A 25,933-nucleotide genomic window follows, 5' to 3' on the forward strand; every position below is an offset into this window, starting at 1 on the left:
GTAAATTATTTCCATTTACACAGTTGTGTGGGAGAAGTCATGAGTGACTGCTGATATTGATAAAACCCCTCAGTATTCAGCTTTGCATCATTAAACAAAATCCATTCTGTCTTTCCACCTCGATCCATAGCAGTACGAATGATTTTGCCATCTTGGAGAGACAAGCGCCCTTCTTGATCCCAGTTAAATTCAGTGTTTGGAATACTCATCCATTGACTACCACCCCAAGACATTGCTAGAGCTTCGCCTGTAACCAGACTACCTCTCACTTCACCGCGAACACAGATCAAATCATCCGTATGGGGGTAGCCATAATATCCATCCACGCGATCGCCTGTTTTGACAAAATTAAAACAGACTCCCGCACCACTGCGCCAATCATTAGGTTTCGGTTGACTACAAAACTGATAGTTGCCATTTGATAGCGTGGCGATCGCATTTTGAGAATTAGCTTTGTCATTAGAGAGGAATAAACCCATAGAGACAGCTATCAAAATCACGCCACAGAACTTGAGGAGATTGTTCTTGCCAAACACAATTGCATCACCTCCTAATAGGAAGTTGCTTGTATCTATATTCTACTCCTTTAAATTCACAACAGAGGGCGACGCTTCGCGCCACCTTCACAATTTGGGATTACAGCGCCAAGCGCTGTAATCTGCGACAAATGGCTTAAACATTAATCGGAACTGTGCGATCGCAACTCGCGTCAAAATTGGCAGAACAGGAATTATACGGACAGCAGAGAAGCCAATGAAAACCAGAGCGATCGCCTTGAGCGTGATAACCGCCTTACTAGTTAGCATTCCCAGCTTTGGCAGGGTCGCCTCCTTATCCGCCGCACCCAAGGATTTTGAGCCTGAAGAAAAAATCACAATGGAAGTCTATCGGTCAGCAAATCCTGCGGTAGTAACCATCAAAGCCGCGAATAGCACTGGCTCAGGCAGCATCATTACCCCTGAAGGCTTAGTAATTACTAATGAGCATGTCATTCGTGACGCAAAAAATGGGCTGGTCAAAATTATTAATACTGAAGGAAAAACCTATAACGGACAGGTTCTTACGGTTGATCGCAAAAATGATTTGGCTTTAGTGCGGATTAACTCTAGCGATCGCTTTCCGACCTTAGCATTTGCCGATCGCGAAAATATTCTGGTTGGTCAAAGAGTATTTGCGATCGGTAGTCCCTTTGGATTGTCAGGTACGCTCACCACAGGCATTCTCAGCCGTGTCGCAACCAATGGCGATCTACAAACCGATGCTAGACTCAATCCTGGGAATTCTGGGGGACCCTTGCTCAACTCTCGTGGTGAAATGATTGGTGTAAATAAAGCGATTCTTAGCCCCGATGGACGCTCCAATACAGGAATTGGCTTTGCCATAAGCGCCCCCATCGCCAAAGAATTTCTCACCCGTAGCGCGGCGCTCATCAAGCCGAATCCTGTCGCCAGTCTTCCTAGTTCTCAGACGAAACCAGCACCTGCCCTATCTCCCCAGACCAAGGCTCCAGCGATCGCCTCAGCTCCACCATCTACGACATTGGCGGAACGACCTCAATTAGGAGTGATTCTCAATCCAGCGAGCCTCACTGTTTATGAAGTGCGCCCTAACTCTCTGGCTAGTCTTATGGGTTTAAAACGTGGCGATCGCTTGATTGGATTAAATGGCACACCGCTCAGCGATGCTAAACAAATTGTTGATTATCTAGCTCAGCGTCCATCGGTTGCACTTTTGACCGTAGCCAGAACTACAGGTATTACCAACTATCAAATCAAATTCTAAAACCGAAAAGAGAAAGGGCGGCGCTTCGCGCCGCCTTTTCTCTTTTCGGTTTTAGAGAAAAGCGTGTTTGAGAAGTTTTACTTTAGCCCCCCTAGCCCCCCAATTCTGGGGGGAACCAGATTAAAGTCCCCCAGAATTGGGGGATTTAGGGGGCTAAAACATTGGCTTTAGCTCAAAAATGTGTGTACATTGACTTCTCAAACACACTTTCAGCAGACAGCACAGGTTTTTAAATTTGAGAAGATACATCGATCTCTCGTAAGAATTTAGCGCTATCCTCTGGCATCGCTGGATTAATATACATGCCACTACCTAACTCAAATCCTGCGGCTTTAGTTACACGCGGCACGATCGCTAAATACCAATGGAAATAGTCAGATTGCCTCTCATCGGTAGGCATAGAGCGAATTGTATAATTGTACGCAGGATTATTTAAACCATAGTAAAGCTTAGCTAGAACTGTTTTTAGACTATAGGCAAGATCCACTAATTCGGCTTCGGAAATGTCACCAAAGCAGGAAACATGTTTCCGAGGAAATACCCATAGATGGAAAGGCGAAAGTGCCGCATAGGGAATGAAAGTGACAAAATGCTCTGTTTCTAAAACAATTCGCTCCTTTGCCTTTAGCTCGTCTCGGAGCGTATAGCAGAATAAACATTCGCCCATATCATCAAAATAACTAGTTGCTTCGACCATCCGATAGCGAATCTGGGAAGGCACAACGGGCGTGGCGGTAATTTGTGAATGGGGATGCTCTAAAGATGTCCCTGCACTCTCACCATGATTTTTAAAAATGATAATGCTCTCAATGCGCTTATCTTCACTAATAACGTTATAGCGCTGACGATAAGCACTGAGGATATTGATCACATCATCAATTTCCATTAAGGCGATCGTGGCATTGTGATCGGGATGTTCGATCAAGACTTCGTGATAGCCGACACCTGTAATCGAGCGATGAATACCTTCACTATGACGAATGCGATCGCCTATGGGAGAAAGCGCAGGATATTTATTAGGGATAATCCTTACTCGCCAACCGCGTTCATCTTCTACGCGAAAATATTCGGTTTCCGATGGGTTTTCATTGCCCTTACAAAAAGGACAGCTATGTCTATAAATCGGCAATTCTGGAGGAATATCATCATGCGATCGCACAAATTCATGGGGACGCTTCGATCTCTCTGTGGCAAAAATCACCCAGTCTTTAGTAATCACGTTTTGGCGAAGATGTGACATAGCAATTTACGAGGTTAGGGTTTTAGAATCGGCAGGGCAAATCACCACATAATCCTAGATCTATAGCTAAGTTAGAGTATTTGAAAGTCTTGCGAAGCAAGACTTTCAAATACTCTAACTTAGGCTTGAGTGCTAAGCGCCATCAGAGAAAACTACAGATTGATTGCGCCCCTGCTGTTTAGCACGATAAAGGGCAATATCGGCTTGCTTAATCAGTACTGATCGCTCTTGATGCAGACTTGGTAACATACTAGCCACGCCAAGACTAACCGTAACTATATCGTTGATATCCGAATTTTGGTGAGCCAACTCTAGATTGGTAATCGCAATGCGAATCTGCTCTGAAACTACAAACGCTCCTTTGAGATCAGTATTAGGTAAAATCACTCCAAACTCCTCACCTCCATAGCGTGCCACCAAATCGGCAGGACGAGATAAAACTTGTCTAGCTGTTTGGGCGATCGCCGTTAGACAATCATCACCCATTTGATGTCCATAGAGATCGTTATAGAGTTTGAAATAATCAATATCAAATAAGATCAAAGAGATTGGTTGTAAATCTCGGCTCAGTCTTTCCCATTCCATTTTTAGGCGATCATCAAAACAGCGACGGTTACCCACTTGGGTCAATCCATCAATATTCACCAACTTTTCTAATTCTAAATTTGCTTGTTTGAGAAGATCTTCACTGCGTTGTAATTCTGTAGTTCTCTCAATTACTTGTAATTCAAGATTCTCCATTGCTTGCTTGAGAGATAGCTGGGCTGCATTTTTTTCATCTATGACTGCCGAAAGGATTAACGATGTCAAAGCCAGCACTGCCATAAAAGATTGCAATAGTAATAAAGATGCATTGGGTTCATTGGGAATATAGAGTCCATGATTTTTTGCCGTAGCTAAAATTGCAATTAGGGAAACGATACTCACTAATAAACTTGCAAAAAAACTACCATACCGAAACACTATGAAAATCAGAATTGGCAGAAATAGATAAGCTAAGGGATAGCCGCTCTCAAAAGCAATCCAACTAACACCTAAAAATATACTCAGTCCCAGACCTATTTCCCAAGATTTAGTCCAGATCTCTTTGTAAGAAAGGTTTTGCCATAGCAATATAGTCGGGGTAAAGATTAAATGTGGCAGTGCACTACCGAGCCACCAAGTCATCCAGCTAATGCCATAACTCGTCCATGGGATGATTCCTGATATGCAGAGACTAGTAATCCCAAACGATGCCGATATAGTTGGTGCAAAAACTGCTGCCATAATATATAGGACAACTGTATTCACATGACTAAAGATTTGTTTGTGGGGTGAAAACCTTTTAATTAGATAGGTGGCAATCATGGGCTGTAGAACATTTCCACAAGCACAAGCAATCAGAATTAATACGAGATTAAAAAACGATAAGGAAGGGATTTTTAGTAAACCTGATGTCAGGGCATAGGTAGAGCCACCAATAATGCCTAAAATGACGCGATCGCCTAGTAAATAAACTAGGGCTAAAGTCATCCCTGAAGGAAACCAAACAGAAGCGACTGTACCAGGCAAAGTCGCAAAGTCATGACTAATCCTTACCCCATAAGCATAGGCAATTGCTACTAACAGATTCAGAATAATATATTGAGCGATTCCCCTCTGCAATAGCCAATTGCCTTTCATGCAATATCCTGTAAAACTATCAGGCTTTTCTTATTTTACAGCCTAAACCACCTCTTTTAGCATCCAAAATCCCGCAAAATGTTCTTCATCAGGATTTTTTTGGACTGCTAAGAAATGAAATCCCTGAGAATTTTGTTTAGCTTTCTCAAAGGTGGCTCCTTGGGCGATCGCTTCTTTATCCTTGGGTGCTAGCAAATTAGCCAAAACCCATTGGGCATCAGCACTTGCTTCTAATTGCATCTGGGTGCGATCGCCTAGTAAGTTGCGCTCAAATTTGATAAATACAGGATCAACACCTGACATCCAAGCTGCTAGAGCCGTCGCCCTTGACGAAATAATAATAATCCCTGAAATAATTGTGTCAGGATCAAGATGGCTAATATCAAGCAGTTCGCTAAAGTCCATCGACCATTCCTTTGCTTCGGCAAAATCCCCTGCCTTCAGCGACACCAAGATCCACCGTTCGCCCGTCAGTGCGTCGGGAACAGGCTTAGGATCTTGGGCTGCTAATACTTTCAATGGCAACGGATTAGGATCAACGGCTTGAAATCCATCACGGTTAGGATAAATGCTCGCCATTCTCTCCACTAACCAAGCTGACATCGTAAATACGCGACGAGTGGCTTGTCCAGTGATTCCTGCGAGCTTACAACCACGCATAATAATATTCGTCATGCTGGGACGGAAAAAGCGGATCTTAATCGGAGTTTGTCCTGTGCTGTTTACGCAGTCGGTGAGTTGCTTGGCTAACCATTCGGAGTTCACTTCTGTGGAGGGGCATTCGCGCACCCATTCAACCTGGCGATCTCGATCGCAGATCAGCAATTCCCAAACTTTTTTATTATTGCTATCCAGTAAGGGACGGGAATAAAAATCTAACTCCCAAATATTCGACATAACTTAATTTCTAACTTGACTTTGTATAACATGGCTTTTTTCATGTTATCGCGATCGCTACCTCTAGAGTTTTTTAGGTGTGGGATTTTGGCTAGGCGATCGCGAATATAGGCAGTTGTTTCCGCAAGTCCTGCAAAGTAGTGCAGCAAATTAGGATGAGTAGGGGTTATTCAGAATTTAGTGCAAGGCTAATCCATGTTAATATATCAAATGTGATATAAAGCAATATGGACAATCAAAGTAAACCTTTAGTGTGGCTGCATGGAGAAGTTAAGACTCCGCCTTTCAGTCAAGAAATACGGGTAGAAACAGGTGTTCTACTTAGGCAATTGCAGCAAGGATTGTCTCTCGGATTACCTCATTCTCGTCCTATGCCAAGTATTCGGAGAAGGCTGTCATGAGTTACGCATTAGAGATGCTGATAAAAACTGGAGAATCATTTATCGAATTGATGATGATGCAATTCTAATTGTGGAGGTTTTTAACAAATCAACGAGAGCGACTCCCAAGAATGTGATTGAAGTTTGCAAAAAACGCCTTAGTAAATACGATGCTGACTAGCAGGATTAATGCGATGGATTTAGATAAAAGAGCACGTTTGGAGTCTAAGGGCTGGAAGGTCGGTACAGTTTCAGATTTTTTAGAGTTAACACCTGAAGAATCTGTTTTGGTAGAAATTAAGTTGGCTCTTAGTCAAAGCTTGAAGGAGCGTCGGCAAAAGCTGATGACTCAAAGTGAACTTGCTTCTAAGATGAGTTCTAGTCAGCCTCGGATCGCTAAAGCTGAAAATGGTGATGCTTCTGTTTCTATTGAGTTATTGATTAGGGCAATGTTGGCGACTGGTGCGACTCCTCAAGATATTGGACAGGTTATTGCTGGCGTAGGTTAAGCGATGGTTGCGGCAAGTCGAGATATGTCGATAGATGCGTTGCTAAAATTTTATATTGGGAATGGGTTGCGCGAAGATAAGGCTAAGTTATTTAGCGATCGCAAATCTCTCCACGAAAAAGGCGATCGCTAAGAAATAAATCCCACACAATCACAATATTCATGATTTCATATTTTCATTGTAAGATCTAAATTATGAGAGATCTAACATTGAGGTAACAAAATGGAAAATCAATTAATTGTAAGAGATCCTGAAATTCTCTCTGGAATACCTATATTTAAGGGAACTAGAGTTCCTGTAAAGAACTTGGTTGATTATCTGGAAGCAGGAGACTCTCTGGAAGAATTTTTAGATGACTTCCCAACTGTGCAGAAAGAAAAAGTAGTGAAGTTTTTGAATTTATCAATCAAATATTATTTGGCACATGATTATGAAAGTGCTGCTTGATGAGTGCTTGCCCAAAAATTTTCCCTAAATCCGTGAACTTTCTTCATAGGCTTGAAAATCTACAGGGGCAATAATATCAATATTCTCGAATCGGGCAATCGCTAACAAATCTTTATCTCCCGTAACGATACATTGAGCTTTACCTGCCAAAGCTGTTGCCAAAATCCAATCATCATCAATATCTCGACATACTTGCTGCTCTAATGGAGATGGGATAACTATTTCCATCTTTGAGCAAAATATTGATAAAGCTTCATTTATATCTTCTGTCTTATACTTGAATTTCTTTTGGAGTTTTTCTGCGAGTTCATCCAGTATAAATTTGGAGGAAATAATTTCATGAACTTTGAGCGAGTTTTCTACAAGTGCATAACATTTACCTCTAGAGATCAGTGATGCTATTAAAACATTGGTATCAAGAACTATTCTCATGACACCATTTCAAAGATATCTTCATCAGTAAATCCACCTTGCAGGTCAGCTTGTTTAAGCATTTTTTCGCGTAATGTTTGCAATCTACGCACTAAAAGATATTCGCGAACTGCGCGTTCGATGAGTTCGAGAGATGAGATTGCTTCAATCTGCGATCGCGCTTCGAGTGAATCTCTGACATCGGCTGGTAAGTTTAGAGTGATAGCTTCTTGCATGGAAGTTAAAAGCATTGGTTGTCTTTATTTTAGCAAAGTGGGTAATGTCGTCTGGTCGCTTTTGCTGCCATTGTTGTTATCGCTCTTCACCGTGTTTAGTCTAAATAATATTCATGGCGATCGCTAATCTCTCCATAAAAATCGCGATCGCTTAAAGTAAAATCATTTATTTAAGGAGATCAGCAATTAATTTAGTACAAACCATTGGATTCTTCTTTGCATATTCATTAAAAAATCGAATAGTAGGAACTCCAAGATTAGCAATTTGACTCATTCTAAGATTATCTTTATCAATTTGTTCCTGATCATTAAAATGTTGATGCCCGTCTACTTCTACAACGCATAATTTTTTAGATTCATGATTGAAACATATGAAATCAGCCTTATAGTATTTGTCAATTTTAACTTGACGTAATACTTCTAGCTCCGAATTTAAAATTTTGTTATATAGCTCATCCTCTCCTGCTCCTATCAAGTGACTATTAATTTTAATTTCTCTGCCTTTACTAATTTGCCAGCCTTTAGCACGACAAACAATAGACATACTAAATTTTTTATAAAACAACTTATGGCGTATCCAAACACCTATCCACAAAGCCGCAACATAAACAATGAAATTACTGCCAACAAATATATCTATAGACACCAATAAAATTGATGGAAAAATGTGATTCCAAAATTTAACTGTTGGGATATGTCCAGCATTGGGGCGAGTAGCAGGGTAAATTCTATAGTTTTCTTTTTGTAAAATTGTTTGATTAGAATTTACTGTAGAAGATATTGAACTTACTCTATTATTTTTAGCAGGTATATTATTAGACTGATTTACTTTAGTTTGTACAACTGAAAATATTCTTCCATCTTGTAATATTTTTTGCCAATCAGTGACTTGTATAGGTATCGAATATCCATCAAACCTTGCAATCAGTCGTTGGTCATCCATATCAATAATCTGTCCAATACCTTGAGCGTAATCTGGAATAGATACAAAGCTACCTATTTTCAGCCATTTAGGAATAGTTTGTTTTATTGTTGGAGTAGCATTAATTGGATTTGGTGAGGACTTAGGCGAAGACTTATTATTTGTTAGATCAATTACGCTTGCAATTAATTTCCAGCAACGCTTCTCGCCTTTCCAGTCTGGAGCTGCCCAAGGCATATTTAAACTTACGACTACAAGACAGTTTTCATTGGGTAAATAACCTTCATCTAGCTTCTTAATAAAAACTGGATCTGTAATGGTCATATTTTCTGATGTTTGACCATTAGCAAGTTCAATTGAACCTTTCCATTTTCGGTTACTATTTCCACTAGAGAACACAGAAAATTTTTTAGGCTGAACTAGTTGTACAGTATGACGTTTCTCTGCTGGCAAAGCTTTTATCTCAGAAGGACTAACATATTTTAAAGAGTTATGAAGTATATAAGGAAAGTCTTTATAATAAGCAAGTAGATCGCTTGGACTTGCTTTTCCTAATAATTTCCATTTACCAGATGAGATTGAAATGTTTTCTGATTGAAATCCAAAGTCTTTGCCTGTATTAGCTAGAGGAATTTCTAATATGTCTAGTAACTCTGGTTCTCTTCCTTGTATAAGTCTAATTTCTCGTGAAACTCGACCATCTTCAGGGTACAAATCATCACATACGGGACGTACCCATTTACCAGTTTTAATGTCAATTCCAGATATACAGCGTTCTGTCTCTTTCCAAGAATTTTCCAGACAAATTATTTGTCTTGTTCCAAGATTATTAGAAGATATTGTTTTTGCTGTTTGTTGATTTGGAGTAGTAGAAATTGATACTCGATTCTGTGTTTTTAATTCTGACGCTTTAAAACTATAGAAGCCAGAAGTATTGCCAGTAATTGAGACCACCTGTCTAATACCTAATTCCTGCAAAATCTCTGTAGCAGAAGTTGGTCTTTCCTTTACCCTATAAGCAGTAAGTCGATCCAATAACTTCCCAAAATTATCGCTAACGGTTCTTCCATGCAAAAACTGTTGCCATTGATATTCATTTTCCAAAACGTCATAGAGCGTAAACGGTTCCACATTCGTGAGCAAATGCAAACAAGTCACGCCCAACCCAAACAAATCACTCTGAAACACCGACTTACCCAACATTTGCTCAGGAGCGCCATAACTCGGCTTTCCGATGCCCGTCCCCGTCTTTGCCAATAACGTCGCCGTTGCGTGCTTTGCCGCCCCAAAATCTACCAGCACCAACTTTTGATCACTGCGCCGCCGAATAATATTGTCTGGCGAAATATCGCGATGAATTACCGACTTGCCATGCACAAACTCCAAAATTTGCAGCACCTCCACCAACACATCCCGCACCTGCTGCTCACTAAAAGCACCAACTCGCGCTAGTTCCTGCTCCAAAGTCTCACCATCGATAAACTCTTGGATGAGGTACTGCTTCCCCTCATGAATTGTAAAAGATAGAAGTTCAGGAATTTGGGGATGCTTACCCAAATCATCGAGCCGCTTTGCCTCCTGCTCAAATAACCTGACTGCGACATCCAAAGTTCCTTGACTCGCATTAGGATTAATCGTTTCAAAAGCAAATTGCTTAATCACACAACGCGGCTGTGATGGCTTCGACTCATCCTGAGCCAAGAAAGTCTTACCAAATCCCCCCTGTCCAATTACCTTCAAAGCGCGATAACGCTCTTGAATTTGTAACTTAGCGCCGCATTGAGTACAAAATTTGGTTGTTATTGGGTTTAAGCGATCGCAAGCAAGACAAAGACAGTTAATCATGCTGAATGAAATTTTCTGGAAAGCTACCTTTGATAATTATGACATTTAGATAGGATGATAGTCCACATCGATTACCTCAAAGCGATCGCTCGTGTACAAATAAACTCAAACAAAAAAGAGGAGCAAACAATGTTTGCTCCTCTTTTTTGTCAAATAAGCTCAGTTATTAATTGGACTATTGGACAACCACTTTGCCTGCCATACCAGCACCACGGTGAGGAGAGCAGTAGTAAGCAAATTCACCAGCTTCATTGAAGGTGGACTCTAGCTCAGCCTTAGGCTTTTGAGCTAACTTCTTGTGAGAAAGTTCTTCATGACCATCAAACACAATGTTGTGAGGGAAAGCTTTGTTATTAACCCATTTAACAGTGTCGCCAACTTTGATTGTGACTACCTTAGGATCAAATACTAGCTGACCACCATCAGAACCCATCTTCACAGTGACGGTATCCGCCGACGCAGGAGAAGCAGTGATGAACAAGCTACCAACAACAAACAAAAGGCTAGCGATCGCTAGACCTAGCTTTTTCGCAAAGGAAGAAATATTCATAATTAACTACCGACTAAAATTCAACTTGACCTGCACTAATTCGACTCGACTCGAACTAAAGCAACTAAAACACGTAGAGAAAAAGCTAATAAAATTAGCTTTTTATTTAACTAGACCGTGACTCGACTAAAAGCACAGATTTCTAGTTTAATAATATACCTTGCCGCCGCCCCAGCCGATACCTTTGACCTTAGGTTCGTAGAGGATATAACCTGCAATTAGCTTGAGGTCATTGTCGGTAAGTCCACGCATGGTGGGGAAAAGATCGGTACTCTTGAGACTTGGGTGAACGTCATAGATTTCAGTTACGCCATCATAGGTAGTAGGCTTCTTCATGAAATCCACCAAACCGAGAACGTTGTTACGGACAGGATTAGCTCCAGCCAAGGATTCGGGAGAAAGGTTAACGTTAGGATTGGTAAAAGTTGCACCGCCAAGGTGACAAGTAGCACAGGCATTAGAGAATAATTTCTTGCCCTTAGAAATGTCTTTTTGAGTCAAGACAATATTGGTAGTTTCGTTAAGGGGAACAGTCCGCAGTTCGATGGGAATATCGGCGGCGCTGACACTGGAAGTAAAAAGCTGGAAGGCTAGCATTACGAATGCGATCGCCACCGCTAAATATTTAAAAGAATTTTTGTTCATAATTACGGACATAACTTAATTTATCTAAGTTTATCTAAAAGAATTTAACCTAATCTCAAAGATTTATTGCGATTTTGCGATCGCGATTACTCTTTAGATTTTTTAGGGATTTTTGGAAGAGATTTTAGAATTTTGGGCTTCGGATGCCATGATTACGGCTTTTGCGTCTTCCAAAGCGAGTTTGGTTTCGGCATCTTGGTATGCAATCCCAAGGCGATCGCATAATTTAAAAACAGACTCAACGGTGAGTTTGTAGTCTTCCGCGATCTCAGTGATCGAATAATCAGCAAAGCCCATAACAATACTCTTATCTAGTTAATTCTAGAGACGTTTGTGCTATTTTCTCATGCAAAGGGGAGACAAAACCTAAAAAGTAAAGGCGGTGCGATGCGCCGCCTTTACTTTTTAGGGCTTAACTAAAATGGCTTTAACTTATATAGCAAAGCAAGTTTTTCTTACAACCCAAAACCCAAGAAGCGAGTGGCGGCGCGAAGCGCCGCCACTCGCTTCTTGGGTTTTGCTAACTCTTGCAATTAACGAGCAAACGAACCACAAGAAAATTTTTGAAAGTGTTGCAAAGCAACACTTTCAAAAATTTTCTTGGTTTGGGTCTGAGCGCGAAGCGCTGTTAGATAATAAAGACAGTAGTAAACAGTGAACAACAATGACAGACGCTTCTAATAATTCACCTGTTGATTTACCTGTTGATGTTGTAGTTAAGGCAGCGATCGCTGTTACCCAAGCACCTGACGAAGTGCTGATCAATCGTGAAATTGCGATCGCAGGAACAGCAGATTTTTCGCAAGTTTCACAGATTCTGGTCACCTTACCCAACGAGGCTACCGTTGCGGTGCAACTTAATACCACAACAGGAACTTGGCAAGCAAAAATTGCGGCGGGTTTGCCCAATGCCTCAGCGACATACTTACGGGTAAGGGCTATAGGCGCAAACAATCAACTTTTGGCAGAGTTAATCGTCAATATTTTAGTCAAGCTGCCGACAATTTCACTGGTCACCAAGCAAGGGACTCTCTTCAAAACCTCACCTGCGGATTCTTCGACCTTACCACCCAATGCAAAGGTCGAAGTGATGGCTGGGCAAACCTTTGAAGTGTTGCGTTATGGTGCTGTTGATGGACATATTAAGGTTTTGCTCAAGCAGCCGATCGCCCCTGTCGGAGAATTTGGTTATTTCTATGGACTGCATGTGGATTTGATTGCGCCAATTACGCTCACAGTCAAGCAAAACACGATTTTCAAGATTTCTACAGCAGCTTCACAAGCTTTGCCCTTTACTCAAAAAGTCGAGGTAAAAGCAGGCACAGAGTTTTTGTTAAATGGGGATTACACGATCGCAGATAACCATATTCGAGTCAAACTAGCGCAACCGCTAGCCCCCGTTGGACAGGATGGGTTCTTTTTTCTGCCCCATGTCGAATTATCAAAACTAGGTGAATCCCTCGATTTTGCTGATCCTGAGGATGTTAGCAATATTCAGATCAAGGGCGCGATCGCCACGGTGATCACTGACACTTTTTTGAAAGCATCTTCACAGGATGCAAGTAGACTCTCCAACTCGCAAAAAATCATGGTCAAGGCGGGTACGACCTATCCGATTAGTGGCTATGCTGCGGTTAATGGTCATTTTCGCGTGAAGTTTACTTCAGATGTCGCGCCCATTGGCGATGTGGGCTTTTTCTATGCGCGACATGTCAGCATTACCAAAAATGGCAAAGCGATCGCCTTTGATCCAGATATGAAAACGCTGACCATTAGACAAAATACGGTACTCAAAAAACGCCCCATCGATTCGCGCCAGTTAACAGCTAGTGAGTTAGCACCTCTCACCGCAAGCGATGTTTTTGGGGTAGATAGCTATAGTCTCACCGACATCCATTTTCAAGTCACTTTAAATGAAGACGTACCACCCCTAGGAAAGTCTGGATTTGTATTTGCGGGGCATGTCAATCTCAGGCAAGGCAATAGGGCGATCGAGTTTACGCCCAAGCGCAAGGTTTTAGGTGTTCCCTATTTTTCGCAATTAGATAATCCCCGTGATCCTTTTGTAACTTGCAATGTTACTTCGATCGCGATGGTGTTAGCTTTTCATGGCAGGCGATCGCGCAATCCCCGCCAACAACTAGAGGATGAGTTATATCAATGGATCATCGATCGCTACGGTAGACAAGCGCGTACTGACAATTCAGTTATGCAAAAGCTGTATCAAGCCTATGGCTTTGGTGGGGGCTTTAGTACAACTCGCACATGGTCACAAATCAAACAAGAACTCATCGAAAATCGCCCCGTTGTGATCGGTGGCTACTTCACCCACGGCGGACATATCATTTGTATTATTGGCTTCGATGAATTTGGCTACATTGTCCACGATCCCTATGGCAACGCCCTCACAGGCTATCGCCAGACTGAGGGGAAAAGTTTGCGCTATCCCTATGTTTACATGCGCGACATGTGTGGTGTTGATGGCGATGTCTGGGCGCATTTCATTTTGCCCCGCTAATTAAAAGGAGTCGCTTTGCGACTCCTTTTAATTAGGCGATCGCCGATCCATCGATTACATCTTGCCAACGTCCGTTACCAACAGCCCGAATCGCTTCTTTAAGTTGAATATCACCCGTATAAATCGCTTTACCAACGATCGCCCCTGTCACACCCACAGACTCTAGGGATACCAAATTTAGTAAATCCGTAATCGAGCTAACCCCACCTGACGCAATCACAGGCACATCAACATTTTCGGCAAGTTGACGCAGTGCTTCGATATTGGGTCCTTGCATCGTGCCATCGCGATGAATATCCGTGTAAATAATTCCTGCGATACCCACAGAAGTCATCCGTTTGGCAAGATCCACTGCCATTATCTCTGAGGTTTCCAGCCAGCCTCTGGTCGCCACCTTGCCATCACGGGCATCAATGCCAATCATGATTTGCTCAGGAAATTCTGCACAAATCTCGGCAATCAATTGCGAACTCTCCACCGCTGCCGTTCCTAAGATCACTCGACTCACGCCAGAGTTCAGCACTGAAACGATACTTGCGCGATCGCGTAAGCCACCACCCATCTGCACACGCATTGGAATTGAACGGGCGATCGCCTCGATTACCTTCAAGTTTTTGGGCTTGCCTTCCTTTGCACCATCCAAATCAACTACATGCAAATACTTAGCGCCTTGACTGTACCAGCGTTGGGCAACCTCTACAGGGTCTTCACCAAATACTTCTGATTGTTGATAATCCCCCTGATAGAGCCTAACGCAGCGTCCATCTAAAATATCAATTGCGGGAATTACATCCATAATTTTTACCTACGATCCCAGAAGCTTATTTTAGCTAGATTTAGCGATCGCGGTATAGTACAAATCTAGGAAAAACAAATTTATGGCTTTACCGTAAGATCAGGAACCAGTTTTTGATGGCGCAGCGGAGCCGCGCAGTCAAAAACTGGTTTCGTCTATGGCGAGAAACCGATAAATTGGTTTTTGTTCAGTTTTTATCTAAATATTTGCCAAACTCAAAATCTGTCCCCTATGAAATCGCCTAAGCAGTCAGTATCGCAACAGTTAATGTCTATTGGTATCGTGATTAGCGTTGTTTTTTTGCTGATGGCGATTCTTGCGCCGTTCCTGCAAGCCATAGGGGTGTTAACTAATCCCAGTGAATTTCTCAGCAATCCGATCCATCAGCCACCATCACCACAACATTGGTTTGGCACAGATTTACAGGGGCATGATGTATTTACAAGGACGATAGCTGGTGCTGGTGTGGCATGGCAAGTAACGATCGCCTCAACGGTAATTAGCTTAGCGATCGGCGTGCCCTTGGGGATGCTAAGCGGCTACAAAGGAGGCTGGCTGGATCGCGGGTTAGTCTTTCTCATGGATGCGCTGTACACCTTGCCCAGTTTATTGCTGTCGCTGACGATCGCCTTTGTAGTCGGTGCGGGTGTCTGGAATGCCGCGATCGCTCTCAGTGTTGCCTATATCCCTCAGTATTTTCGAGTAATCCGCAATCAAACCGTAAGTACGAAAACCGAGGTGTATATCGAAGCTGCTCAAGCGATCGGTGCGGACACGAAAACGATCTTGATCAAATATCTCGCGCCTAATGTGATCCAAAGCTTACCCGTAATTTTCACTCTCAATGCTGCTGATGCAATTCTGACTCTGGCAGGTTTAGGATTTTTAGGTTTAGGCATTCCCGAAGATGTCCCTGAATGGGGTCACGATCTCAAGCAAGCTCTCGATGCGCTCTCGACTGGCGAAAATATCTGGTGGACAACGGTTTTCCCTGGTTTGGCGATTACTTTTATGGCGATCGGTTTATCGCTAGTAGGTGAAGGCTTGACTCAGAAATTTAGTAGCAAGAAGGATCAATGAGCTTATATAGCTATGTATTTCGACTTCCTTATTCCTAAACGCCCCGTATCTTTGCAAACAAGAAAAACCGCAAATTTACAAGCATGGAAACAATATGTTCGCACCGAAGCTGCAAAAACTTGGACAGGTCAAATTTTTGCGAATCAAGATGTTTACCTAAAATTGATTTATCTTTATGATAGCGATCCTGTTGATACTGACAACATCATTAAACCAATCCAAGACGCATTGATTGGGCTGATTTACGCAGATGATTTACTGATTACAGATGTAGAAGCCCACCGTCGTTCACTATATGGAGTGTTTGACCTAACCCTATGCCCAACTCCTCTTGTTCAAGGCATAATATCAGGCATAGAATGTGTATATGTTAGAGTTTCTGAATCTAAACCATTGGAGGACTACTTATGACTGTTGATTCTCAATTAGTGGAAAAGGGTTTAGGCACTAAATTTTCAGAAAAAGATAGATTGCAAGGAATTGCAGAAAAGTATAGATTGCAAGGATTTGAAGTTGTAATCGAGCCGTCTAAAACCTTGATTCCTTTTAACTTAGGAAATTATCGTCCAGATCTTATTGCAAGAAAGGGATCGGATGAAGGTTATATAATTGAATTTAAAAACTCAATTGCTAAAATCTCAGTCGATCGCTATCGAGAAATTGCCGAAATAGTTGCTCAGCATCACGGTTGGAGATTTTTATTGATCACTGGAGAAGATGTCTCTTCGGAAGATCCCCAAAATGATAGTGAATTGATGACTTGGGAACAGATGTTGCAACGCCAAGAACAGGCTCAAAAGTTTTTAGCGATCGGAGAAATGGAAGTTGCCTTTTTGTATTTATGGGGAGTTTTGGAAGCTGCCATGCGTCGTCAAGCTAGGCAAGTTGCAATTCCGATAGAACGCTTTCCTGCTAACTCTTTGATTAATCATTTGTATTCTCAAGGCGAGCTTTCGATGGAACATTTTGATCAAGTAAGAGTAATTCAAACTGTACGTGATCGCTTCATACATGGCTATCTAATGCCTAATCTTGATGAACCTACAAAACAATTGCAAGTGCTTGTTAATGAATTAATTGCAATGTGGAAGATCTAAATCTATGCTGACAGATTTAGATCTTCCACATTGCAATTAGTGAAACGTCAGTCGGCAAAGGCTTAACTCATAGATTTAGTGGCAATAAAACTGAATCGCAACACTAAATGAAGAATACTAAAAACAATATGGCACAGAGTAAAATCGATGAATCTTTTCAGGAGATAAGATCACTAATTGATTTTTTGAAATCGAGAACTGAAGCTCCTACGGAAAAAATACTTTCACTATATTTTGAACGTCACGAACTAGGCAGCTTGCACTTAGATTATGAAGAGGCTTCACGTTATCATAAGTGCCTAAGGAATCTAATAAAAAATTCAGTTAAAGACAATGACTTAAGCCTAAAGAAGGTAGAAAATGCTTTTCAAGAGACTTTATTAAAAGCACTATGCGTGAATACTAGTTCTATTTCTGAAGATTTAAGAATTAGTGAAATCCTACAAAATTTGAAGCAAAAAATTACTGCTAAACGAATTACATACCGTTGCTATATTCCAATATGCGGAATAAGTGAGAGAGGTCTACCTTTATCAATAGGACAAATTGAATTTATTGTTTTTGACGATCTTCTTGTCAATCATTTCCAAGAAATAGTGGCAAAACATCCAATTCAAAAAGAAGATAAATGGAAAACGCTTAAAAATAATATTGATACGAGTTTCTATGAAAAAGTATTTAGTGTAGTCACTGTAGAAGCAAAAGATTATGAATCAGCACAAGTAATCGCAATCAAAAAAACACGAAAAATTCTAGACATACTTAATTTTTTTAGCGCATTAGTTCCATACAATCCTGATGCTTGGGCATACTTGTCGGGAGACTCAGGATCACATTTGTTTGAAACAATTATACTAAATGAAGATGATGGAGTCAGTTTAAATATTGGTAGAAAGCGGCTCGGTTCGTTACAGAAACTTGAAATCCTAAGAATTATAGAATCAGATGAAAAAGACAATATTGGCTTTAGTCATATTAACAATCTTCTAAAGAAAAACAATCTAAATAAATTTGAACAAGCTTTGATTACCGCTATACAGTGGATAGGAAGAGCCGTTATCGCTAATAGACGAGAGGATGCATTTCTCTTTTACGCTATTGCACTTGAAAGTATTGTATTAGTAGACAACGAAAAAGCTGAGTTGAGTTATCGTTTGCGGATACGAATTGCTCATCTGATTACAAGTAACCCAAAGAATCGAAAAGAAGTAGTGAATGCTGTAAGAGAACTTTACAATCTACGCTCAAAGCTCGTTCATGATGGAAAGTATGAGATAACTGACCTAGAGCTAAATTCTATGAAATTTATATCCATACGTTGTATTCAACGTTTATGTATTGACCCTAGATTCCAAAACATTACTTCTCCAGAAGATTTTTCTGACTGGTTAGAAGATCAGATTCTTGCTAATGTCATTGAGAAATCCGATATTACAGTGTGATCACCGATCTTGTGGTGCGATCGCTGATTTTCTTTGAAAGATTAATGGCTATATAATTTATATATGGATGTATAGAGAAGGAAACAAATATTGTGAGCCAAGCAGAAATTACAGAATCTTTGCTAACTAGCAAAGGCTTTTATAGCCTATTTCAAACCTTACCATTAGAAATCCGACAAGGCTTTCTACAGCTTTTATTTCAAAATAATTCCGCCGAATTAGAGGACTCTATCCTATATTTAGCTTGTGAAAACTCCCGCAATGAAGGCTTTTTATCTGAGTTAGAGTCACAATCTCTCTTGGAGAGTTTGCCTCAATGAAATATCAAATCGCTAAACGCTTCAAAAAAGATTTAGACAAAATCAATGATCGCAAAATTCTTGCAAAAGTTAGAAAATGTATTGAATCAATTGCAACTTCTCAAACACTGTCCGAAATTCCCGATCTTGAGCCACTAAAAGGATTTTCGGGATACTATCGCATTAGGTTCGATTATAGCTATCGTATTGGAATTTTCTGGGATGGAGAAGTTATTGAAATCCTCAAAATAGAGAGTCGCGAAGGATTCTACAAAAATTTTCCTTAGATCGCTTAGAGTACTTTAATGCAATGTTCTAATACTAAATGTTTGAGTGCGTTACGCTACGCAAACACACCCTACTTAATTTCAAATTATCGCTCACAGATATTTTTGAATCATCTCTGTTAGAAGACTTAATCTCACAGGTTTGCTGAGATACTCATCAGCACCAGCTTTTAAGCAACGCTCATGATCATCTTTCATTGCTAAGGCAGTCAAAGCAATAATGGGAATATCCCCAATCCCCAAGTCTTGACGAATCCGCTTGGTCGCTTCGATACCATCCATAATTGGCATTTGAATATCCATTAAGATGACATTAGGGCGGAGTGATTGAACCAAAGCGATCGCCTCTTGACCATTTTCGGCGAAAGCTAGACGGTAGCCTTTTGCCTCAAGATATGTTGAGATGGTCATCACATTTGCTGCATCATCCTCAACCAGTAGAATTAAGGGAGCAGAGAGTTGATCTGTTTGATCTGATTGGGAATGCAGTTCCTCCACTGAAGAAGGGATTTCGGTCAGCCAAGGTAGATTGATGATAAAAGAACTACCAGCACCAACTTCACTATTAACCTGCACAAAGCCTTTGTGAAGTTCTACAATTTTTTTAACCAGAGCCAAGCCTAAACCCGTCCCTTCGTACCTGCGATTGAGCGCACTGTCTATTTGGGTAAAGGGTTGGAAGATTTTATCGAGATTTTCAGGTAAAATGCCGATGCCAGTATCTTTGATGGTAATGCGAAGGAAGCCTTGAGGACAATTCATTGTTGGATCGGGTAAGGATTGCCCATCGATACAGAGAGAAACCTGTCCACCATCTGGCGTAAATTTGACAGCATTGCTCAACAGATTGATAAGGACTTGCTTGATCCGATTGGTATCCATCAGCAGAGATGGCAGTTGATTGGGAAGACTAGTTTGAAACTGAATCCGTTTTTTCTGCGCCTGTGGTTGAAGCATTTGCAAACTGGCATAACAAAGCTGGACAATATTTGTAGGTGCTAGGGTAAGTTCGAGTTTGTCTGCTGTAATTTTGGAAAGATCAAGGATATCGTTGATCAGAGTGAGTAGGTGAGTACCACTCTGATTAATCGTGTTCAGAGCTTTAAGCTGCTTAGGATTAATATCTCCAAAAATTTCTTCTTGTAAACCCTCTGTCATTCCCAAAATGGCATTGAGGGGCGTACGGAGTTCATGGCTCATGGTAGCGAGAAACTCATCCTTCAGGCGGGTGGCGCGAATCAGTTCTGCATTGGTGCGTTCAAGGTATTCTTCATGGTTTTTGCGATCGCTAATATCTTGGGCTTGGGAAAAGGCAAATCCTTGCCCTTCGGATTCTAGATAATTACTCGTAATTTCCACAGGGAAAATTTTGCCGTCTTTGTGTTGGTGATAGGTTTCAAATCTCACATATTTTTTTTGAGTTAGATCTTGCCAGTAACGCGACCATTCTTGGGGTTGGAGGTACGCATCAATATCCCAAATATAACGCCCCTGTAATTCATCTTGACCATAACCAAGGCTAGAGCAAGCAGCTTCGTTAGTATCCCAAAATGAACCATCCTCGCGAATCCAGAAAATTCCCATGGCGGTTTTATTGACAGCAAATTGCGTCAGCTTTAGAGATTTTTCGGCTTTTTTCAATTCGCTGATATCGCGCATGATGGTCGAGAAATGTTTGACTTCTCCCGCTGCATTCTTATGGGCGATAATCACTTGAGAAACTGGAATTTCTTGCCCCTTATCGTCTAGGAGAGCCAGTTCTCCTGTCCAACTTCCTTGCGCGATCGCAGTTGGCAAAGCTTGATTTAAGATGATTTCATTAGCCCAGTTAGGATGACATTCTGAAATATCTTTGTGAACGGTTAAGTCGTGACGCAATGTTCGGAGTGGCTTATTGTGCCAGATAATTTCTCCCTTAGCATTGGCTACGCCTATATAATCGGGCGTTGTTTCGAGAACATCTATGAGTCTTTGTTGTTCAGCTTCAAGTTGTTTTAGTTCCACTAAAGACTGTTCTAACTGCTCGGCATAACCCTGAGATTGCTGATAGAGTCGAGCATTTTCCAACGAGATCGCGGCTTGAGTACAAAGGAAGTTAAGAATGAGAATGCGATCTTTGGTAAAAACCCCTTGAGTTGATCGATTGCTGACGTACATAATACCCACCACCTGCCCTTGGTGCAGTAATGGTAGACAGAGGATACTTTGGGGTCGCTGCTGTTCGAGATATGGATCGATAATCGGCAGATCAGTATTCAGGTTATCAATCACCAAGACTTCTTGGGTATTTTTGACATACTGAATCAACTTAACAGGTAAATTGTGATCCTTTTCAAGGAGAGTGTTGCCTAGAGCAATACTATTTGGTGTAGCGATCGCTCGTACTTGCCATTCTTTAGAGAGATTAGGAAGTACTAACGCACAGCGATCGCCCCCTGAATTTTGCAAAATAATCTGAGTCAGTTGATGTAGTAGCTCATCTAAGTGAATCGTACTAGAGAGAGCTTGGGACGCTTTGAGAATACTGGCAAAATCAATGCTTTGGTTAAGAATACTATAGTTTTTGCCCGTGCTAGAATGCTCCGATATTGTGGGCGCAGCAACAGCCATCAGCATATTTAATACTTCCCCTGAAACCGCTGATGGTTGCAAAATGGAGCCTAGAAGTTCGGGATAGCGCTGCTCTAAATCATCAGTTTTAGCTTTTGCACCCCAGCGATAATAGCAGTAATAAGCTTCTTGCATATAGCTTGCGGCGATCTTTTCTTTGCCTGAGTCGAGATAGAATTTAGCAGCAAGTTCATTCGCGATCGCTTCTTCTTGAATATAGCCGTTGTTCCTTGCACCAGCGATCGCCAAGTCATAAAGTTCCATCGCTTGATAACGCTTACTTAAAATGCGATGTCGTTCCGCCTCCACCAAATCGTACTTATGTTGAAAGGTTACAGGCGCAGCATCAACTCTCACCTTGAGCCAAGCTTGGTTGCGATCAACAAGATCCAGCACAGTCGTGAGATCTGATTGAGCATGGCTCGGATATTGAGCAAGTTCAGCCAAAGACTGCACAAAATTATGCATGGGAATTGTAAATACCCCTGGAATTGCAAAGGTATGTTGACCGCATTGGGCGGCAAACCCTGCGCTTTGTTCGTAACGTCCAAATAGATAGTTTATGAAGCTTTTGGCAAGATAAAAGCAAACCAAAGTATTGTGGACATTGCCCGCTTCTAATTCTGGCTGACTCTCTTCCTCGTTGAAATAGGCTCCCCTTAAATAGAACACTTGATCGGTGAAGGGTTGGCGCAGATTATAGACCATTTGTCGCCAGACACAAGCAAATTCCCGTGAGAAGGACTGCTTTAGATAACGATCAATAAAAGCGATCGCTCGCTCCTGTTCTTGAGCAACTGTATCCAGCTTTTCCCCAGCCCAAATCGGGTAATGACAGTAATGCATGGCAGCATAGCTGGCATATTCGAGATCTCCTGTATCTAAACCGCTATACATCAATTCCCGCAAGGGATTTAGAGTATTGCGGAGAGGTTCGCGATAGGCAAGAATATGGGCATTGTAGAGTACTCCTAACTTAGTTCTAAGGGTTGGAGTATTCAGTTTTTCTTTCAGATATAAACTCAGTTCCCCCGCTCGATATCCCAAAAGAATTTTGCCCTGTGCGCCTGTTACCAACCACCCATAGGCGGCATAGGCATAGGGAGAGAGCTTGGAATTACCATAGGCTAACGATAGCTTCAACATCGTTACCACAACTTGAGGAAAGAGGTTTGTTGCAATAAAGACGGGAGGAATAATCGTCATCAACACACTCATTGATCGGAGAATCAGAGGATCGCTCATGGTAGCGATCGCTTCTAGTTCTTCTTGTTTAGGTAAAACGATCTCCTCTTCGGCGGTTTTGGCATCTAAAATCTCAACTCCCAAACTCTCCAAAATGCCACATCCCAATTCAACCGCCTCCAACATTCGCCCACGAGCAATTTCAATTAATACTTGAACTTCAAGGATTTTAGCCCGTTCAAGGGGGGAACTCACATTCGCTAAGGTTTGCTCTCCGATCGTCCATGACTGTTCATAATCACCATTGAGATAGGCGACCTCCATCCTTGCAATGGCAAGATCTAATCGGCGATCGCTGTCATCACCCCAAGGAACATCAGGAAGCAAACTCCAAGCAATTTCAAAATATTTAATTGCCGCTCCATAGGCGACAGACTTACGCGACTTTTCTCCAGCTTGCATATTCAAAACTAAGACTGTTTGCCGTTCTGTCTCAGTTTCGATTAAATGCCGCCCATGATTAAACTGACTTGTCAACACAAAAAGTTGGAGATCTCGATCTTCTTCAGTAGTTTGCTGAAGTAGTAATCGCCCAATTTTCAAGTGAAACTTTGACTTATCATGCTCAGCAATCAGATTATATGCAGCTTGTTGAACGCGATCGTGCAGAAATCGATAATGGAGGATTTCGGTCGGTTCCAGTTGTTGTGCTTCTGACTCTCCCAATCCTCCCAAATAGAACTTATAAAGAATGCTTTGCGGGAGAATCAATCCATCCTGCAAGGCTTGCCATAGTGATGTCGCTACTTCCGTTTGAGATTGCTCCGCAACAATTGCCAACGTAGTTAGATCAAATTGCGCTCCAATACAGGCCGCCAGCTTTAACATCTCTTTGGTCGATTCTGGCAATTTTTGTAACTGCAAAGCCATAAACTCGACCACATCATCGGTCAAAGCCGATTCTCGGACTTTTGCCATATCGCATTGCCAGTGATCAGCATCGTGGTCAAATGTAATCAGTTGCTCTTGATACAAGGTCTTTAGGAACTGGGTAGCGAAGAAGGGATTACCTTGAGTCTTTTGCATCACCAGATCCGAGAGGGGATGTGCTAAAGATTCTGCCACATGCAGCGTATCGGCAATCAGGTGGTTGAGACTAGCAAAGCTGAGGGGTTGGAGCGTAATCGTATGGATGGGAACCTCGACTTTTTGCATCTCATCAAGGCTTAACATCAGAGGATGAGCAGGAGAAACTTCATTATCACGATAGGCTCCCAGCAATAGCAAATAGCCTGTCTGCACATCAGCCATTAGCAAATGAATTAAGTTTAATGATGCCGAATCCGCCCATTGCAAGTCATCGACAAAGATTACCAATGGATGCTCGGCGGTGGTAAATACTTGAATAAACCGTTGGAACAGGATGTTAAACCGATTTTGAGCAGCAGTTCCCGATAGTTCTGGTGCGGAAGACTGAGCACCAATGATGCGTTCTAAAGCGGGAATCAGTTCAACAATAACTTGAGCATTTTCTCCTAAGGCTTCTAAAATCTGTGTCTTCCAAGTTTGTAGTTGTGTATCACTTTCACTGAGTAGTTGCCCAACTAAGTCGCGAAAGGCTTGCACAAAAGCTGAAAAGGGAATACTGCGATTAAACTGATCGAACTTGCCTTTGATAAAGTAGCCCCGTTGTCGTGCGATCGGTTTATGTACCTCATTGACTACGGCAGTTTTACCCACCCCTGAATAACCCGCCACCAGCATCAGTTCCGATGTCCCCTGAGATACTCGATCAAAGGCTGTTAGCAAGGTGTGAACTTCAGTCTCTCGTCCGTAAAGTTTTTCTGGAATCAGGAAGCGATCGCTTAAATCTCTCTGACCTAATCCAAATTCAACAACTGTGCCTGTTTCCTGCCATTGAACTAAGCATAGTTCCAAATCATGCTTGAGAATAATTGCACTTTGATAACGATCTTCAGCATTCTTAGCCATCAATTTTGCCACGATCGCCGCAACCATCATAGGAACGCTAGGATTGACCTCATTCACAGACACAGGGATTTGAGCTATATGGCTATGGAGTAATTCCAGTGGATCTTCACTAGTAAATGGAAGTCTTCCAGTTAGCAATTGATATAGTGTCACCCCCAGAGCATAAAAATCAGCCCGATAGTCAAGCCCCCTGTTCATCCGCCCCGTTTGTTCTGGAGCCAGATAAGCCAGAGTTCCTTCTAGGTGTTTCGGACTTTGGAGTACTTGGGTCTCTTTTGGCAGTAGTGAAGCAAGGCTAAAGTCGATCAGCCTGACCTGTTTGGATTCTGGATGAATCAGAATATTGGCAGGTTTGATATCTTTGTGAATCACCCGATGTTGATAAAGTTCGTGGCAAATATCAGCAAGTTGAATGGCAATATCAAGGATTTCCCTGATGGTAAGAGAATGATTTTGATAGTATTGACTTAAAGAAATCCCCCCAAAGTCCTCCATAACTAATGCATAGCTATTGCCACAATATAGGAGTTGCAGATGCCGAATAAAGCCTTCAATAGGTAAGTCCTTCGCGACCATGTATTGATTGCGAAACTGCACTAACTCGCGAAATGAGGGATATTCCTGAGCTAAGATTTTGATGACTACAGGTTGCTGTGTAACACTCTCTACAGCACGATAGACTATGGTTCGGGAACCCTGATAAACAAGCTCAACAAAGGTATATTTAGAGAGTTGTTGTTTTGCTTGAGCTAGTTGATTGGCAAAGCGACTCATAGGGTCAACAGGCAATTAGACTTAGCAATTCATTATATAGCAGTCACCTGTATCAGGACAAATCAAAAAAAATAGTAGGAGGCGGCGCGAAGCGCCGCCTCCTACTATTTGGTTTTATGTCCTAATACCAATTCACGAAAGTGTGACAACACTTTTGTGAATTAAGAACCAAACCCAGTAAGGGTTTTAAAAGCACAAAATGACTACATCATTTTGTGCTTTGATATAATGAACAAGAAACACTAGAAATTTTAAGTATAGTTATAGCCACCTGTATGAGGACAAATCAAAACCCAAATAGTGTGAGGCGGCGCTTCGCGCCGCCTC

29 protein-coding genes are annotated in these 25,933 nt (G+C 41.7%); 15 read left to right on the plus strand and 14 right to left on the minus strand.

Annotated elements, in window-relative coordinates:
- Positions 1 to 5: 5 nt before the first annotated feature.
- Together H6G05_RS08075 and H6G05_RS25305 are read right to left on the minus strand one after the other, a co-directional pair.
- Positions 6 to 536: a hypothetical protein gene (locus H6G05_RS08075; protein ID WP_190577683.1), complete on the minus strand. Its 531-nt coding sequence runs from the start codon at positions 534 to 536 to the stop codon at positions 6 to 8.
- A gap of 87 nt (positions 537 to 623) precedes the next feature.
- Complete coding sequence (locus H6G05_RS25305; protein ID WP_242025328.1) at positions 624 to 875, minus strand: hypothetical protein; 252 nt, start codon at positions 873 to 875, stop codon at positions 624 to 626.
- A gap of 1 nt (position 876) precedes the next feature.
- Here H6G05_RS25305 and H6G05_RS08080 point away from each other — a divergent pair, with 1 nt between their 5' ends.
- Positions 877 to 1,782, plus strand: coding sequence for a S1C family serine protease (locus H6G05_RS08080; RefSeq protein ID WP_242025329.1), 906 nt, complete (start codon positions 877 to 879; stop codon positions 1,780 to 1,782).
- Between the two features lie 229 nt (positions 1,783 to 2,011).
- On the opposite strand, the gene galT is transcribed toward H6G05_RS08080, so the two are convergent.
- The 4 genes from galT to H6G05_RS08100 all read right to left on the minus strand — a co-directional run bounded on the left by galT (position 2,012) and on the right by H6G05_RS08100 (position 5,730).
- A complete protein-coding gene (gene galT / locus H6G05_RS08085) occupies positions 2,012 to 3,022 on the minus strand; it encodes a galactose-1-phosphate uridylyltransferase (protein WP_190577685.1) in 1,011 nt (336 codons plus the stop codon).
- Between the two features lie 132 nt (positions 3,023 to 3,154).
- A complete protein-coding gene (locus tag H6G05_RS08090; RefSeq protein WP_190577686.1) occupies positions 3,155 to 4,684 on the minus strand; it encodes a sensor domain-containing diguanylate cyclase in 1,530 nt (509 codons plus the stop codon).
- A 42-nt stretch (positions 4,685 to 4,726) separates the two neighbouring features.
- Positions 4,727 to 5,581, minus strand: a complete 855-nt coding sequence (locus H6G05_RS08095) for a Tab2/Atab2 family RNA-binding protein (protein ID WP_190577687.1) — start codon at positions 5,579 to 5,581, stop codon at positions 4,727 to 4,729.
- Positions 5,560 to 5,730 carry a hypothetical protein gene (locus H6G05_RS08100; RefSeq protein ID WP_176453058.1) on the minus strand — a complete coding sequence of 57 codons (171 nt, stop codon included), beginning with the start codon at positions 5,728 to 5,730 and terminating at the stop codon, positions 5,560 to 5,562. Before H6G05_RS08100 ends, H6G05_RS08095 begins: the two co-directional genes overlap by 22 nt.
- 78 nt (positions 5,731 to 5,808) lie before the next feature.
- On the opposite strand from H6G05_RS08100, the gene H6G05_RS25310 reads away from it, so the two are divergent.
- The 5 genes from H6G05_RS25310 to H6G05_RS08115 all read left to right on the plus strand — a co-directional run bounded on the left by H6G05_RS25310 (position 5,809) and on the right by H6G05_RS08115 (position 6,917).
- On the plus strand, positions 5,809 to 5,982 hold the full coding sequence (locus H6G05_RS25310; RefSeq protein WP_242025336.1) for a hypothetical protein: 174 nt from the start codon (positions 5,809 to 5,811) through the stop codon (positions 5,980 to 5,982).
- Positions 5,983 to 5,989: 7 nt separating this feature from the next.
- Complete coding sequence (locus tag H6G05_RS25970; protein WP_408962468.1) at positions 5,990 to 6,142, plus strand: type II toxin-antitoxin system RelE/ParE family toxin; 153 nt, start codon at positions 5,990 to 5,992, stop codon at positions 6,140 to 6,142.
- Positions 6,132 to 6,470 (plus strand): helix-turn-helix domain-containing protein, encoded by a 339-nt coding sequence (locus tag H6G05_RS08110; RefSeq protein WP_242025331.1) that lies wholly within the window; start codon positions 6,132 to 6,134, stop codon positions 6,468 to 6,470. The genes H6G05_RS25970 and H6G05_RS08110 overlap by 11 nt, the downstream gene beginning before the upstream one ends.
- A gap of 3 nt (positions 6,471 to 6,473) precedes the next feature.
- A complete protein-coding gene (locus H6G05_RS25590) occupies positions 6,474 to 6,602 on the plus strand; it encodes a hypothetical protein (RefSeq protein WP_277874746.1) in 129 nt (42 codons plus the stop codon).
- A gap of 90 nt (positions 6,603 to 6,692) precedes the next feature.
- A complete protein-coding gene (locus tag H6G05_RS08115; protein ID WP_190577688.1) occupies positions 6,693 to 6,917 on the plus strand; it encodes a DUF433 domain-containing protein in 225 nt (74 codons plus the stop codon).
- 24 nt (positions 6,918 to 6,941) lie between these two features.
- Here H6G05_RS08115 and H6G05_RS08120 read toward each other — a convergent pair whose 3' ends face one another.
- Positions 6,942 to 7,349, minus strand: a complete 408-nt coding sequence (locus tag H6G05_RS08120) for a putative toxin-antitoxin system toxin component, PIN family (RefSeq protein ID WP_190577689.1) — start codon at positions 7,347 to 7,349, stop codon at positions 6,942 to 6,944.
- Entirely contained in the window at positions 7,346 to 7,564 is a 219-nt protein-coding gene (locus H6G05_RS08125) for a hypothetical protein (RefSeq protein WP_190577690.1), read from the minus strand. The genes H6G05_RS08120 and H6G05_RS08125 overlap by 4 nt, the downstream gene beginning before the upstream one ends.
- Here H6G05_RS08125 and H6G05_RS25595 point away from each other — a divergent pair.
- A complete protein-coding gene (locus tag H6G05_RS25595) occupies positions 7,563 to 7,691 on the plus strand; it encodes a hypothetical protein (protein WP_277874747.1) in 129 nt (42 codons plus the stop codon). The two genes, H6G05_RS08125 and H6G05_RS25595, sit on opposite strands and share 2 nt — an antisense overlap.
- Before the next feature lie 39 nt (positions 7,692 to 7,730).
- Here H6G05_RS25595 and H6G05_RS08130 read toward each other — a convergent pair whose 3' ends face one another.
- The 4 genes from H6G05_RS08130 to H6G05_RS08145 form a co-directional block, all read right to left on the minus strand.
- Complete coding sequence (locus H6G05_RS08130) at positions 7,731 to 10,331, minus strand: dual OB domain-containing protein (protein WP_190577691.1); 2,601 nt, start codon at positions 10,329 to 10,331, stop codon at positions 7,731 to 7,733.
- A 175-nt stretch (positions 10,332 to 10,506) separates the two neighbouring features.
- Positions 10,507 to 10,881: a plastocyanin gene (gene petE / locus H6G05_RS08135; protein WP_199310381.1), complete on the minus strand. Its 375-nt coding sequence runs from the start codon at positions 10,879 to 10,881 to the stop codon at positions 10,507 to 10,509.
- A 147-nt stretch (positions 10,882 to 11,028) separates the two neighbouring features.
- Positions 11,029 to 11,526, minus strand: a complete 498-nt coding sequence (psbV, locus tag H6G05_RS08140) for a photosystem II cytochrome c-550 (RefSeq protein ID WP_190577692.1) — start codon at positions 11,524 to 11,526, stop codon at positions 11,029 to 11,031.
- 102 nt (positions 11,527 to 11,628) lie between these two features.
- Complete coding sequence (locus H6G05_RS08145) at positions 11,629 to 11,823, minus strand: translation initiation factor IF-2 (protein ID WP_190577693.1); 195 nt, start codon at positions 11,821 to 11,823, stop codon at positions 11,629 to 11,631.
- Positions 11,824 to 11,947: 124 nt separating this feature from the next.
- On the opposite strand from H6G05_RS08145, the gene H6G05_RS08150 reads away from it, so the two are divergent.
- Both H6G05_RS08150 and H6G05_RS08155 read left to right on the plus strand, forming a co-directional pair.
- Positions 11,948 to 12,184, plus strand: coding sequence for a hypothetical protein (locus H6G05_RS08150; protein ID WP_190577694.1), 237 nt, complete (start codon positions 11,948 to 11,950; stop codon positions 12,182 to 12,184).
- 6 nt (positions 12,185 to 12,190) lie between these two features.
- Positions 12,191 to 14,044, plus strand: coding sequence for a C39 family peptidase (locus tag H6G05_RS08155; RefSeq protein ID WP_190577695.1), 1,854 nt, complete (start codon positions 12,191 to 12,193; stop codon positions 14,042 to 14,044).
- Between the two features lie 31 nt (positions 14,045 to 14,075).
- Here the strand turns inward: H6G05_RS08155 and hisA are convergent, their stop codons facing one another.
- Positions 14,076 to 14,840, minus strand: a complete 765-nt coding sequence (gene hisA / locus H6G05_RS08160; RefSeq protein WP_190577696.1) for a 1-(5-phosphoribosyl)-5-[(5-phosphoribosylamino)methylideneamino]imidazole-4-carboxamide isomerase — start codon at positions 14,838 to 14,840, stop codon at positions 14,076 to 14,078.
- Between the two features lie 231 nt (positions 14,841 to 15,071).
- Here hisA and H6G05_RS08165 point away from each other — a divergent pair, with 231 nt between their 5' ends.
- From H6G05_RS08165 to H6G05_RS08190, 6 genes are all read left to right on the plus strand, one after another.
- Positions 15,072 to 15,920 (plus strand): ABC transporter permease, encoded by an 849-nt coding sequence (locus H6G05_RS08165; protein WP_190577697.1) that lies wholly within the window; start codon positions 15,072 to 15,074, stop codon positions 15,918 to 15,920.
- 12 nt (positions 15,921 to 15,932) lie between these two features.
- Positions 15,933 to 16,331: a RusA family crossover junction endodeoxyribonuclease gene (locus H6G05_RS08170; RefSeq protein ID WP_190577698.1), complete on the plus strand. Its 399-nt coding sequence runs from the start codon at positions 15,933 to 15,935 to the stop codon at positions 16,329 to 16,331.
- The gene (locus H6G05_RS08175) at positions 16,328 to 17,017 is read left to right on the plus strand and encodes a hypothetical protein (protein WP_190577699.1); all 690 of its coding nucleotides are present in this window, start codon (positions 16,328 to 16,330) and stop codon (positions 17,015 to 17,017) included. Before H6G05_RS08170 ends, H6G05_RS08175 begins: the two co-directional genes overlap by 4 nt.
- 107 nt (positions 17,018 to 17,124) lie before the next feature.
- Complete coding sequence (locus H6G05_RS08180; protein ID WP_190577700.1) at positions 17,125 to 18,459, plus strand: HEPN domain-containing protein; 1,335 nt, start codon at positions 17,125 to 17,127, stop codon at positions 18,457 to 18,459.
- Positions 18,460 to 18,551: 92 nt separating this feature from the next.
- A complete protein-coding gene (locus tag H6G05_RS08185; RefSeq protein ID WP_190577701.1) occupies positions 18,552 to 18,779 on the plus strand; it encodes a hypothetical protein in 228 nt (75 codons plus the stop codon).
- A complete protein-coding gene (locus H6G05_RS08190; protein WP_190577702.1) occupies positions 18,776 to 19,045 on the plus strand; it encodes a type II toxin-antitoxin system RelE/ParE family toxin in 270 nt (89 codons plus the stop codon). Before H6G05_RS08185 ends, H6G05_RS08190 begins: the two co-directional genes overlap by 4 nt.
- Positions 19,046 to 19,138: 93 nt before the next feature.
- Here the strand turns inward: H6G05_RS08190 and H6G05_RS08195 are convergent, their stop codons facing one another.
- Positions 19,139 to 25,606 (minus strand): AAA family ATPase, encoded by a 6,468-nt coding sequence (locus H6G05_RS08195; protein ID WP_190577703.1) that lies wholly within the window; start codon positions 25,604 to 25,606, stop codon positions 19,139 to 19,141.
- Positions 25,607 to 25,933 lie beyond the last annotated feature (327 nt).

This window comes from Phormidium tenue FACHB-1050 (genome assembly GCF_014696925.1).
Taxonomy (GTDB): domain Bacteria; phylum Cyanobacteriota; class Cyanobacteriia; order Pseudanabaenales; family Pseudanabaenaceae; genus Pseudanabaena.